Source organism: Halobacillus salinarum (genome assembly GCF_022919095.1).
GTDB lineage: Bacteria > Bacillota > Bacilli > Bacillales > Halobacillaceae > Halobacillus_B > Halobacillus_B salinarum.
Genome location: NZ_CP095073.1, coordinates 119,890 through 132,948, shown reverse-complemented (window position 1 = coordinate 132,948; position 13,059 = coordinate 119,890). Strand labels below are relative to the sequence as shown.

Here is a 13,059-nt window from a genome sequence, read left to right as displayed (position 1 = left end):
GAGCTGAATCATCAAGGGATTCTGCTCTCTGCTTTATAATTTTTGGACGAACCGGCTCTTTATAAAAAGGGAACCGCCAGCTGCCAGCAGCAATCCTCCAATTATATAGTAGAGATAAGGAACTCCCTGACCGGTCTGTGGAAGAAGACCACCGCTTGCAAATACCGGCTGTACTTGCGGTGTCTCTGCATGACCGCTGGATACAGGTGTACTGCCTGGGTTTGTATCCTGATCTGGTGTTGTGCCAGGTGCAGGATCTGCTTCAGCGAGAAATTGGAAGACAACATCTGTCCCTAAACCTTGGAATTCATTCCCGGATTCATAGGGGAACTTAACTTCGAAATCAAGTGTTTCGGTTTCAGATGCGGAAAGACTTCTGTTATCAAAACCATTAAACTGGCTGAGCTTTCCATCATAAATGGTGCTGGACGAATCTTTTATCGTTAAATGTAATTGGTTAAAAAGTAATTCTGAACCGGAATTCTGTTTTACGAACATCGTATATTTCCGGGTACTCTGTTGGCTGTTTTTAATAATTAATTGGCTTGTCGTCCAGTCTCCCGGCTTAAGGTTATCTACATTAAAAAATAATTTCGTTGAGTGATTGCTGATGTCCACAACGGTGTTATTTTCTAAAGCTAAGGTAGAGCCGAAAGGCCTAAATATGAATATAAAGCAAAGGAGTAAGCAATAAAAAGCAGAGCCTTTAAAAAGGAGTTTCATTGATTCACCTCATTTAACTTTGGAATGACAAAAGGTGGGAAGCCCACCTTTTGTCTGCCAATCTATGAGATTCTGAAATTAGTCTGTAACTTCTTCAGAATGTGTGCCGCCAGCGCTGTCTGTTTTAGGATCCGGTGTTCCTGTGCCATCTGATGAGCTTTGGACACCATTATTTACTGCTCCATTTCCGTTATGGGAGTCTACATCGACTCCATCCCATTGAGTAGCTTCTAGGTTAAAGTAGAAGTCGACACTAGCATTCATAAACTTGTTCTGTACATATTCATTATTACCATTTTTTGTTGGATCATCTTTAAAGGTAATTTGAATAAATACATCATCCGTGTCAGGTGGATCGACAGGAATACCTCTAGTATCTCCCGTAGCGATAGAAGCGAGATTGATTTTTCCATCTACTAAATGTCCTGGTTTAATTTTGGAAGAAACACTATTATTTACTAAATCTGCTAAAGTTAATGTTGCATTATCCATAATTACATCTTCTCTTGGCTGCCATTGGGAAGTTTCTCCATCAGTGTTCATGAAATTCACTTCAAATTGGGATAGGAATGCATTTTTACCAGAATCACCATCGGTATCACTGAAATTACTTGCTGTAGCGGTAAGTAGAACATCTTTAATAGCAAGAGTGCCGCCGTTACTTAACTTAAAGATCCTTTGTACATTGTCGCCAGGCTTCATGTTTGTGAGATCAAAGCTAATCGGTTTGTTTGCACTTTTTCCTACTACCAAATCAAGTTCGCCAGAAGCAAAATGGTTATTAATTGTCGCTGTGTCGTTAAAAGCCGCATATGTTCCTCCACCAACTAAAGATAGTCCAAGTGCACCTGTCATCACGCCCATTGCCAATTTCTTTTTTACACTCATTTTGTTACCTCCCATTAATCCTATTTTTTATTTTGAACCCCTTAAGGGTTAACAAACTATTGTGCTTCCTGTTTAGTGGTTTGGTTCTTAACCTCTTTATTGTCCACAAATTGTCCGAGAGTTTTCCAGATCGTAAAGGCTGAATACAGAATGAGAAGGACTCCTGGTACAATGAGAAGGAAAACTGCTCCAAGCTGTGAATTTGCAAAAGTTATCATTTTTCCTAAATAAGGAATGGTGATTCCTGTATATTCTCCAACCACATTTTCAGCAAGGAGAGGATCCATATCTGGACCATCATTGTTGTCCCCTTTAGTGTGGTAGATTACGTTGTTTCCAGTCTTCTGGACGTCGATAATTCTATGGGTGACAAGTGTATCCTTATCTTTCATGAAGGTTACAATGTCTCCTTTTTGAAAGGTTTTATTATCAATGTCGGGATTGACAGCTATGACGGACCCAGTTTTAAATGTAGGCTCCATAGATCCTGAGAGAACCGTTTTTATTTGGTATCCAAAGATATTGGGTTCTCCTCCCGAAGCTTTTGCCGAGATAACTAAAAAGATCATACTTACTAACACGGCAAACAACAGAATATTTAAAAGGGTACTGAGCACACTCAGTATTTTCTTGCCACTCATTAGGTAAATACCTCCTTAGGTAGTAGAATCGCTCGAAGCTGCAGGGTCGGGTTCCTTCGTTTGATGGTCAGACTGCTTGCTTGGCTCTGTTTTTGACTTTTCCAATGGCTGCTGTTTTTCAGTCTGCTCAGGTGGCTCTGGCTGTGGTTCTGCACTGGGTTCTTTTTCTTTCGGTGGTGCAGGGGAATCCTTTGGCTTCTCCGGAGCGGGTTCTTTGTCTTTAACTGGCTGACTTTCCTTTTTTGGTTGTTGTTTTTTCTCGGACTGATCCTTATTACTATTAGTTGAATCATTATTTTTCTCTTGATCTGCTTTTTGCTGTTCGGCTTTAGCTTTTTCTTCCGCTTGTTGCTTTTTAAGTTCTTCCTCAGCCTTTTGTTTTTCAGCTTCTGCTTGTTTTTGTTTAGATACTTTTTCAACCTCTGTTTTCAATTGCTCAAGCTTCGTAAGCTCTGTATTTACTTGTTCCTCATCGGTTTTCAAATTTGTGAGGAATTCGTCAAAATAATCATCCACTGCTTGATCGATATTGAAATCTTGAGAAGAGGGTACTGCTGATTTAGCTGCAAAGCCTTTGATATGCTTTCCATTTTTTGAAGGGAACTCATTTAAAAGATGGATAACAGCATATCGAAAGGTAAGGGTTAGAATACCGCATTCATTTAGTTTCTTATTCAGTTCGTACGTTATAGCGGATTTATTAATTGCTGTACATTTTGAATCATAGTTTTTGTATTGCTTCAATTGATTTAAAATCTCACAAATTTTGTCGAGTTCTTCGAGAATTTTTTTCTTTTTCTCTAAGTAGTAGTCATGTTTGTGATGCATCGTTGTAATCTCTTTGTGATAGGTTTTGGTTTGAATATCAATCTCGCCTGCGAGCTTGTCTAATTGATCTTGAGAATAGTGCTCCGGCTTGTTAAAATCCTGAAAGTTATATTTTTTCTTTTCATAAGGAGTGATAGAGTTGACGATTTCTGTTAGTTGGTCGAGATGACGGATAAGCTCTTCAAACTTTCCTTCAATCGCGCTAGGAAAAACTTCACACATTTTGATATGGCCGTTTACAGATTCGATATCATTAAACGCACCATAAGTACTGCCGGTTACATGGGACAATCCAGTAATTAATAAAGATGAAGCAGCTAATCCAGAGGTTAATGATTTGCCAATTTTAAATTTTTTTCTACGTCGCTTTTTTCGCTCTCTTTTAATTTTGTCCGACCTTTTCTCCAGAGGAACACACCCCTTTCCTGCACACGGATGTTCTTTTTGATCTTTCGTTTGTTCTTTATTAAGAATGGTACGAGTTGAGTATATATCGAAGTGGAAGATGAGGAAAGTCTCAAAAATGAGGTATTTTCGTTATAAAGAACAATTTATCTGTTATTTTCTTCTTTTTCCTTTAATTTACTTAATAATTCAATTTTTTAAAAATAATGTTCTTTAAATAGAACAAATGTCTAATAAAGGTTGGCTTCTTATTGAATTAGAGGAGGGCAGGGTAAAGGAGGACATAAAAAAATGGCCGGAGAATGGCCATTTTTCAGGATGCAGATTCAACTTCCCAGTTTTCATTCACATACAATCCAAGTACTTCTACGTTTAAATCCCAGGATTTGATTTTATCGACGGCTTTTTGGATTTGGGCAACTTTTTCTTCTTTATCCACCGGATTTCCGGCGCAATCGTGGTGGCCGATAATCGCTATGACTTCAGAGCCGTGGGCTTCATAGGAGATCATTACCTTTGATTTAATAGCATTGACTTCCTCATCAGACCCTTCTAAGAGAACCTTATTCGGGCCGGCTTCGGTGATCATATCTACATAGGGAGCTGAGAAGCGCTCTTTCATCCAGTTGAAGACGGGCTGCTGGACTCGTCCATCCATACAATTAATGGCCGTCACAAATTTTCCTTCAGACATTGTTTTTCCCTCCATAACATTTTAATAAGTATATAATGATTCTATCGAAATCCTGCATTGAAATCCACTCTGGCAAAGATGGAAAATGCTGAGATCTTTTAGTATGGTAGGTTCATAGAGGGGAGGAGTAAAGGTGAACGATGTAGACATTGAAAAGAAAATGAGAGAATTTCAAGTCCCAGGGTTAAGTTTTTCCACGGTAAGAAACGCAATGATCCAAGAAACAGTTGTTAAAGGTGTGCTGGAAGCAGGAACCGATAGAAACGTGAATGAATCTTCCTTGTTTAATGCTTGTTCTATGAGCAAATGGACGGCTGCTATGCTGGTATTAAAGCTGGTCGGTGAAGGGACTCTATCTCTGGATGAGGAAGTGAACTATTATTTGCAAGGGGACGATCACGAGGATTATTCTCCGATCACCCTTCGTTCTCTTTTATCTCACCAGGCAGGATTTATAGATCCTCCGAAAAGTTTCGGCGAATATGAAAGCCGTTATGGACGGCCTGCTATAGATGACTTATTAGCTGGAAAAACGGTTTATTGCCAGGAGCAAATTTATCCCAAGGTATCCCCAGGAGAGAAATTTATCTATACTGATGCGGGGTTCTGCTTCCTGCAGTACATGATTGAGAAGATAACTGGGGAATCCTTTGAGACAGTGGTTGAGCAGAAGATCTTTACACCTCTCCAAATGAACCATAGCCAAATTACCAGTTCCCCTGAACAATGCACGGACAAGATGGCTTGCGGCCACGATTCATCAGGCAAGAGGCTGGAAGAAAAGTTCTCTATTTATCCTTATCCAGCTGCTGCGGGACTCTGGTCGAGTTCTGACGATTTAGCGAAGCTGTTAGTAGAGGTTATGAAGGCTGTCAGTGGTAAAGGAAAACTAGGAATTCCTCAAGAATCGGCTAAAGAGATGGTGACCTCTCAAGGATGTTCTGAATGGACAGGACTAGGTGTATTTATTGATCCATCAGGAGATCTTCTCGAAATCTCGTCTTTAGGATGGGGGGCGGGGTATCAATCGCTTATGGCCGCCTATCCTTTTGCGGGCCGTGGTGCTATAGTAATGACAAATGCCGATCTAGGTGTCCACCAGCTGGAAGGGCTGATCGGAGAAATTCTTCCTCATATTCTATGAACAAGGAGTCGAAGTCTATGAATCCCATATTGCTGGATTTTCCTCATGAATTTGAAACAGAACGCTTACATATCCGTATGCCGAGACCTGGAGATGGAAAAATCGTATATCATGCGATCCAGGCTTCTATTAAGGAACTGAGGCCGTGGCTCCCGTTTGCTCAAAAGGACCAGACAGAAGAAGAAACGGAAATCAACATTCGTGAATCACATATTCGTTTTCTAAAACGGGAAGATTTGCGGCTGCTTGTCTTTCACAAAGAAACCGGAGACCTTGTGTGTTCTACAGGACTTCACCGCATGGATTGGAATGTCCGAAAATTTGAGATCGGCTATTGGGCCAACACTCTTTGGAGTGGCAAAGGGTATGTGACGGAGGCCGTGGATGGAGTGACCAAGTTTGCTTTTAATGAACTTGCAGCTCGTCGAGTGGAGGTCCGCTGTGATGCCAAAAATGTAAGAAGCAAGGCAGTTCCAGAAAGGCTCGGGTTTGAATTGGAAGGTATCTTCAAAAATGAAGACCTTTCTGTCGATGGTGAGGAAGTGCGCGATACGTGCGTGTATGCCAAGATCAATGGTAAACAGGAGGGATAATTTGAAAAAAGTAATCGTTTCATGGAGCGGGGGCAAGGACAGTGCGCTTGCATTACATCGGCTTTTGAATCACCCGGAGTATGAAGTGAAAGGGTTGCTGTCAACGACTTCTGAAGCAAGCGGACGTCTGCCGATGCACGAAGTAAAAAGAGAACTCATCCAGGAGCAGGCAGAGTCTCTTGGTCTACCACTCTATGAAGTTAAGCTCCCGGCAAATGCAGATAATTCTACTTATGAACAGAGATTGAAAGAGCAATTTGGTCATTTTAAAGAGCAGGACATCCATACGATTGTCCATGCGGACCTCTTCTTAGAAGATATTAAAGCCTATCGGGTGAAGCATTTAAAAAAAGCGGGAATGGAAGGGATCTTTCCTTTATGGAAAGAAGATACCGGGAAAATAGCCAATGAGTTTATCAACGAAGGGTTCGAGGCCATTGTCACTTCTATAGATGCGTACAAACTTTCTGAGGAATTTGCCGGGAAATTGTTCAACCAGGATTTTTTGAATACGCTGCCTCCTGGGATTGATCCGTGCGGGGAAAATGGTGAATTCCACAGCTTTGTTTTTAACGGTCCACCGTTTAAAAAGAAAATGGCTGTTCGGCCTGGACGGCGGTTTGAAACGACATCTGGAAGCTTCCTGCATGTCGAATTGGAAAAAATAAACGAATATTAAAGTTGACAGCGTTTACAAATTGGGTTAGTCTATTTACAACAAGTTAACAATGTGACGGAGAATTAGAGACTCACACGTAAAATTGGTACTTTTCTTAGAGAAGGGTGCTGATGATTCGTGTGGGTCTCTTTTTTGTTCTCGACTCTCGTTAACAAAAAGGAGTGAACACACATGTCAGAGTTTGCTGCAGAGTTAATTGGCACGATGATTCTCATCATCTTAGGAGGCGGTGTTGTTGGAGGCGTAGTGCTTAAAGGAACGAAGGCGGAAGGGTCAGGCTGGGTCGTCATTACGATTGCCTGGGGTCTGGCGGTAACGATGGGGGTTTATGCAGTTGGAAATTTCACAGGCGCCCATATTAATCCAGCGGTGACTATAGGTTTTGCTATTGCCGGCGAGTTTCCCTGGTCGAAAGTGCCTTTGTATATCAGTGCTCAAATGCTTGGGGCCATCGCGGGCGCTGCAATCGTGTTTTTAAACTATTTGCCGCACTGGCGTAAGACGGAAGACAAAGCGGTGAAGCTTGGGGTTTTTGCGACAGATCCGGCGATCAGGAGCCCGTTTTCTAATTTAGTCAGTGAAATAATCGGGACATTCGTTCTGCTCATGGGACTGATGTTTATAGGGGCGAACGATTTTACAGAAGGATTAAACCCGCTCATTGTCGGTGCGCTGATTGTGGCTATTGGAATGTCCCTCGGCGGAGCGACAGGTTATGCGATCAACCCGGCGCGGGATCTAGGTCCGCGGATCGCTCACGCCTTACTGCCGATCCCGGGCAAAGGAGGGTCGGACTGGAGCTATGCGTGGATACCGGTCGTTGGCCCGATCCTGGGAGGGGCATACGGCGCCGTCTTTTACCGGGCTTTATTTTTAGGGGAGTACTCCATTTTGTTTTGGGTGCTGAGCGTAGTCATGCTGTTTATTGTAGTCGCAGCTGCGAAATCTGAAATTGAAAAAGGGGAAACAGCAGCTGATCACATAGAAGAAAAAATAAGCTAAATTGGAGGAGATGGAACATGCCAGAACAATTTATTTTATCTTTAGACCAGGGAACTACGAGCTCGAGAGCTATTTTATTTAATCAGGCGGGTGAAATTGTCGCTACCGGACAGAAGGAGTTTGAACAGTTTTTTCCAAAGCCGGGCTGGGTTGAACATGATGCTAATGAAATTTGGACATCGGTGCTTGCCTGCATAGCGGATGTGCTTAGAAAAGCGGATGTTGAACCAAGTCAAATCGCTGGGATTGGGATTACCAATCAGCGGGAGACAGCGATCGTCTGGGACAAGAACACAGGAAAACCGATCTATAAAGCGGTCGTCTGGCAATCGCGTCAAACGGAAGGAATCTGCAAGGAACTGAGAGGTCAGGGCTACAATGACTTATTCCGCGAGAAAACGGGATTGTTACTCGATCCATATTTCTCGGGTACGAAAGTAAAATGGATTCTAGATAACGTTGATGGCGCCCGGGAAAAAGCGGACAAAGGCGGGCTTCTCTTCGGTACAGTAGATACGTGGCTAGTGTATAAGCTTTCTGGTGGACAAGCCCATATCACCGATTACTCCAATGCTTCACGAACGTTAATGTTTAACATTTATGATCTTCAATGGGACGATGAGCTGTTGGATATTTTAGGCGTGCCAAAAAGTATGCTGCCTGAAGTTAAGCAGTCTTCAGAGGTTTATGCAAAGACTGTGGACTATCATTTCTTCGGGGAAGAAGTGCCGATCGCAGGAATTGCAGGCGACCAGCAGGCCGCTTTATTCGGTCAGGCTTGTTTTGACAAAGGGATGGCTAAAAATACTTACGGTACGGGCTGTTTTATGCTGATGAACACAGGAGAAGAGGGCGTGAGCTCAGAAAACGGCCTGCTTACTACGCTTGCCTGGGGTGTAGATGGAAAAGTGGAATATGCATTAGAAGGGAGTATTTTCGTAGCCGGCTCTGCGATTCAATGGCTCAGAGATGGCATGAAATTAATTGAAAGCGCTCCAGATAGTGAAAATGATGCCTTAGCAGTTGATTCAACAGAAGGAGTTTACATGGTGCCTGCTTTCGTTGGACTGGGAACTCCTTATTGGGATAGTGATGCCCGCGGAGCTATGTTCGGCCTTACACGGGGGACAACGAAGCAGCACATCGTCAGGGCTACGCTTGAATCTCTTGCGTATCAAACGAAGGATGTGCTCGATGCCATGATTGCGGATTCCGGAATCGACTTGAAAACGTTGCGCGTAGATGGTGGAGCTGTGAAAAATAACTTCTTAATGCAATTTCAAAGTGACATGTTGAATGTTCCAGTGGAGCGGCCTGTCATTCAAGAAACGACAGCACTAGGTGCCGCTTATTTAGCGGGTCTTGCCGTCGGCTATTGGAAAGACAAGAACGAAATTGCCACCCAGTGGAAAAATGAAAAAACGTTTACGGTCGACATGGATCCTTCTGAACGCGAACAGCTGTATCATGGCTGGAAAAAAGCCGTTACAGCAACACGTGAATTTAAATAATATAGAAGCTTGCAGAGGATTTTCTCTCCTTCTGCAAGCTTTTCTCTGTTCAGAGCACAATCAAATTTATTTATCCCTCTATTTCCTGCCTGACTAAAAAAGCTGCCGAGTGAGATCTCGGCAGCTTCATTTCTTCTTTAAAGAAGAAACGTTTATTCTTCTACAATGAATTCAAGGTTTGCATCAAATTTAACTTCTTTACCAATTAGAACTCCGCCTGTTTCAAGCGCAGCATTATAGGTGAGTCCATAATCCTCACGATTTAGTTTACCAGTGACATCAAATCCGGCAACAGTACTGCCATCTAGCGGGCTTTTAGACGTGCCGTTGTATTCAGCTGTAAAGGTTTCCTTGTTTGTTACGCCTTTAATAGTGAAGTCGCCTGTAATTTCATATTCTTCATCCGCTGTTTTTTTAATGGATGTGCTTTCAAACACAAAGTTTGGATATTTTTCTGCTTCGAAGAAATCGCCGGTTCTTAAATGATTGTCACGATCCTCGTTACCAGTGTCAATGGATGCTGCTGCAATCCTCACTTTGACAGAAGCAGATTCAAGGTTGGATAAGTCGCCGCTGAAGTCCACGTCAAAATCTTCGAATTCTCCTTTTGCTTTCGAAACCATCATGTGCTTGATTTGAAAATTAATACTGCTGTGTGCTTTGTCTAACTTTAAAGTACTCATACGTTGCCTCCTAAAATAATCATTTAATTTCATTTATTAATCAACTTACTTTATGTAAGTAACTATACAATGAATGTTTTTATCCGTCAAGAGGAATATCTTAAATTCGAAATAATTAGGCTTTACATGTATAGTAAGTCCTTTCCCGCTTCTCTGTCTAATAAAAACAATATTCTGGAAATGGGCATAAAACCCCCACTCAAGATCATAGGAATCGTGAGGGGCAGATAAGTTTGTTAAAATTTGAAACCATCACGCTTCAGCATCCGTAAAGAGTAGTAAATCCAATCATATTATTAGGAGAGAAGAAAATGCCAGGTATATTACTTACTGCTATTATGTCCCATTTGTTATTTTTTCTACTCGCGCTCCTTGCCGTTTTGACAAAAAGAAATAAAAAGCAGCTGCTGCAAACAGCTCTTGGGTTGTTTGTTGCTAGTTTCATTCTTGTTGTCATCGGGGTCTATGCATTCCTGCCGCCTATGACAATTGCCAATTTAATTATTTTAAATGCTGTTGATGCCGTGATTTTAACTCCACTCTTATATTTAGGTGCAAGGAGCCAGATTCAGTACAGAGGTTTGCATAAATCTATTACTGGACTCGTGTTTTTGGTGATGGCTCTTGCGATTGTTGGAATTTTTATCGCAGGCATTGTGTCACTCGACGATGTCTACCAGTCGATTGATAAACAAGAGGAAAGTGAAGCCAAACCATTAAATGAAAACAACACCCCGATTTCGGTGGCGCCGGAATCGGCAAGAAACAAAATTCAAAAAGCAATGAGTGTAGTCCCCAATACACAATTCTATGACTTAGGCAAGCTGCAAGCCCAGCAGGTGGATGGAAACATCGTCTATATTGCTCCAGTAGAATTTACAAGCTTCTGGAAATATGTCAGAGGGAAAGAAACAGAAGGTTACTTTTCCATTCCTGCTACCAATGTGAATGCCCAGCCTGAATTCCAAAAAAGCAAGATGAGTTATACGAATTCCAGTTATTTTAACCACAACGTTCAGCGGGCGATTTACAGTAAATACCCTCGTTATATACAAAGCGGGGAGGCCCAAATTGAAGTGGATGATAAAGGCAAGCCCTGGTATGTTCAAACGCTCTATAAACCGATTCCTTTAACCAACCGTCCCGATTTGAATGAGGTGAAAGTGGCCGTTGTTGATCCGGTAACCGGTGAGGTGCAGAATTATGATACGGACAAATCTCCCTCCTTTATTGACGGGCCGATTAGTTCAGAGATGGCAGCTGATGAGAATAGCTATTTCGGTAAATATGTACACGGCTGGCTGAATTCCATATTCGGTAAAAAAGATGTGAAGATTCCGAATGAGTCTGGAACAGAGAGCAGTGTTACCCCGATTTTTAATGAAAACGGGGAGATGTATTACTTTACGGATATGGCTTCACCGAAAGAAAATATCGATTCAGCGTTAGGCTATACGCTTGTGCATGCCCGTACAGGAAAACTGGTTTATTATAACGGGCAGAAAAACAATGGCATCATGGACAGTAAAGGTGCCAAACAAATCGTTAATAAAGAGTTTCCAGAAAAGAATTGGAAAGGCTCGATGCCGATCCTATATAACATCGATGGAAATCCGACGTGGATTGTCAATGTCCTCGACCCGAATGGTTTGTTTAAGCAATATGCGTATATAAAAGCATCCGATTCTGATTTTGCCGTGTTTGGTGATACGGCTAAGCAAACGTTAAATGCCTACCGTCTTCAGCTGGCCCAGGATCCAAGCAATGTGGAAGGCAGTGAAGGGGTAGAGGCTACTACTAAGACAGGGACGGTTAGCCGCGTACTGGTCACTTCGACAGAAAAAAGGCAGGCCGTGCAGTTCCTGCTGGAAGGCGATACGACGATCTATACCGTCACGGTCAGCAAAGCACCATTGTCCATTTTCCTGCAAAAAGGAGACCAAGTGGAAATGCAGGTGCAGGTAAGAGGCAATCAAACAGCGACTGTTGATAAAATGACTATTCAAGCACTCGAAAACGAATAAAGCTGGACCCCGCTGATCTTTAGCGGGGTTATTTTTTTGCACATTTGTGAGCGGCCAGGTAATCTTGTAAAATAATCAGCATGAGTCTTATTTAGAAGAGGAGCTTCATATGACATCCTTTATTGTAATCGGCGGAGGAGTATTAGGAGCCTCGGCCGCCTTTCATTTGGCTAAATCAGGTGCGGACGTAACGATTATTGATCATCACGAGCCCGGTCAGGCGACAGATGCAGCAGCTGGTATTGTGTGTCCGTGGCTTTCCCAGCGTAGAAATAAAATTTGGTACCGGCTTGCAAGCGGAGGAGCAGCTTTTTATCCAAAGCTTGTTGAAGAACTTGAGTCTTTGGGAGAGACGGAAACGGGCTATAAGCAGGTCGGAGCGCTTAGTCTTCATACGGAAGATAAAAAGCTTGACCAAATGGTGGAACGGGCGGTTAAGCGGCGGGAAGCGGCCCCGGAAATTGGGGAAATTACGAGACTGTCTCCTGAGGAAACAAGACAGCTGTTTCCTCCCTTGGCAGAGGAGTATGGTTCCGTTCATGTAAGCGGAGCAGCCCGGGTCAATGGGCGAGCTTTGAGAGGGGCACTGCTCAGGTCCGCAATAAAATATGGGGCGCAAGTCATTCGAGCGAAAGCTGAACTGCTTGTGGAAAATAAGCGGGTGCTTGGGGCAAAAGCGGCTGGAGAAGTGTACTATGCTGACCAAACTATTGCTGCTGCAGGCGTATGGGGAGCCGGACTTTTCAAACCTTTAGGTATGAAATTTTTAATTTCTTCTCAAAAAGCGCAGATTGTTCACCTGGAACTTCCTGAAACAGATACACAATCGTGGCCAGTGGTCATGCCGCCTAATGACCAGTATTTACTATCTTTTGACGGCGGCAGGATTATTGCTGGAGCAACGCATGAGAACGATTCAGACGGAGATCGAAGAATTACAGCAGGTGGGATTTTCGAAATTTTTCATAAAGCTCTGGCGATCGCTCCTGGGTTGGCAGAGAGCACCTTCGTAGAAGCACGGGTTGGCTTTCGACCTTTTACCCCGGGTTTCTTCCTATGTTTGGTACGATTGAAAATTATAAAGGATTACTAGCCGCTAATGGTTTGGGAGCTTCTGGTTTAACCTCAGGTCCATTTTTAGGGGCGGAGGTTGCCAGGCTTGCTTTAGGGCAGGAAACGGAGCTTAACTCTGCGGATTATGATATTAATCAGGCAATCGAATCCTTCACCGATTAAGGAAAAAC

12 protein-coding genes and 1 pseudogene are annotated in these 13,059 nt (G+C 42.8%); 7 read left to right on the top strand and 6 right to left on the bottom strand.

Features of this window, described 5'->3' with window-relative positions; all coding sequences use genetic code 11:
- Window positions 1-33: 33 nt before the first annotated feature.
- From MUN89_RS00660 to MUN89_RS00640, 5 genes are all read right to left on the bottom strand, one after another.
- Window positions 34-618 (bottom strand): LPXTG cell wall anchor domain-containing protein, encoded by a 585-nt coding sequence (locus MUN89_RS00660; protein WP_244710585.1) that lies wholly within the window; start codon window positions 616-618, stop codon window positions 34-36.
- Between the two features lie 183 nt (window positions 619-801).
- Entirely contained in the window at window positions 802-1,611 is an 810-nt protein-coding gene (locus tag MUN89_RS00655; protein WP_244710583.1) for a TasA family protein, read from the bottom strand.
- A gap of 56 nt (window positions 1,612-1,667) precedes the next feature.
- Complete coding sequence (sipW, locus tag MUN89_RS00650; protein WP_244710581.1) at window positions 1,668-2,252, bottom strand: signal peptidase I SipW; 585 nt, start codon at window positions 2,250-2,252, stop codon at window positions 1,668-1,670.
- A 15-nt stretch (window positions 2,253-2,267) separates the two neighbouring features.
- Window positions 2,268-3,371, bottom strand: a complete 1,104-nt coding sequence (locus tag MUN89_RS00645; protein WP_244710579.1) for a hypothetical protein — start codon at window positions 3,369-3,371, stop codon at window positions 2,268-2,270.
- Window positions 3,372-3,798: 427 nt separating this feature from the next.
- Window positions 3,799-4,179: a carbonic anhydrase gene (locus MUN89_RS00640; protein WP_244710577.1), complete on the bottom strand. Its 381-nt coding sequence runs from the start codon at window positions 4,177-4,179 to the stop codon at window positions 3,799-3,801.
- 133 nt (window positions 4,180-4,312) lie between these two features.
- Between MUN89_RS00640 and MUN89_RS00635 the strand changes: the two genes are divergently transcribed.
- The 5 genes from MUN89_RS00635 (at window position 4,313) to glpK (ending at window position 9,108) form a co-directional block, all read left to right on the top strand.
- On the top strand, window positions 4,313-5,323 hold the full coding sequence (locus MUN89_RS00635; RefSeq protein ID WP_244710575.1) for a serine hydrolase domain-containing protein: 1,011 nt from the start codon (window positions 4,313-4,315) through the stop codon (window positions 5,321-5,323).
- A 17-nt stretch (window positions 5,324-5,340) separates the two neighbouring features.
- Entirely contained in the window at window positions 5,341-5,916 is a 576-nt protein-coding gene (locus tag MUN89_RS00630; protein ID WP_244710573.1) for a GNAT family N-acetyltransferase, read from the top strand.
- 1 nt (window position 5,917) lies between these two features.
- The gene (locus MUN89_RS00625) at window positions 5,918-6,595 is read left to right on the top strand and encodes a Dph6-related ATP pyrophosphatase (RefSeq protein WP_244710571.1); all 678 of its coding nucleotides are present in this window, start codon (window positions 5,918-5,920) and stop codon (window positions 6,593-6,595) included.
- 171 nt (window positions 6,596-6,766) lie between these two features.
- The gene (locus MUN89_RS00620) at window positions 6,767-7,597 is read left to right on the top strand and encodes an MIP/aquaporin family protein (RefSeq protein ID WP_244710569.1); all 831 of its coding nucleotides are present in this window, start codon (window positions 6,767-6,769) and stop codon (window positions 7,595-7,597) included.
- Between the two features lie 17 nt (window positions 7,598-7,614).
- The gene (gene glpK / locus MUN89_RS00615; protein WP_244710567.1) at window positions 7,615-9,108 is read left to right on the top strand and encodes a glycerol kinase GlpK; all 1,494 of its coding nucleotides are present in this window, start codon (window positions 7,615-7,617) and stop codon (window positions 9,106-9,108) included.
- Window positions 9,109-9,260: 152 nt separating this feature from the next.
- Here the strand turns inward: glpK and MUN89_RS00610 are convergent, their stop codons facing one another.
- Window positions 9,261-9,791 (bottom strand): YceI family protein, encoded by a 531-nt coding sequence (locus MUN89_RS00610; protein WP_244710565.1) that lies wholly within the window; start codon window positions 9,789-9,791, stop codon window positions 9,261-9,263.
- Between the two features lie 311 nt (window positions 9,792-10,102).
- Here MUN89_RS00610 and MUN89_RS00605 point away from each other — a divergent pair, with 311 nt between their 5' ends.
- Together MUN89_RS00605 and MUN89_RS00600 are read left to right on the top strand one after the other, a co-directional pair.
- Window positions 10,103-11,815, top strand: coding sequence for a DNA-binding protein (locus MUN89_RS00605; protein WP_244710564.1), 1,713 nt, complete (start codon window positions 10,103-10,105; stop codon window positions 11,813-11,815).
- A 109-nt stretch (window positions 11,816-11,924) separates the two neighbouring features.
- Window positions 11,925-13,051: pseudogene (locus MUN89_RS00600) on the top strand (NAD(P)/FAD-dependent oxidoreductase).
- Window positions 13,052-13,059 lie beyond the last annotated feature (8 nt).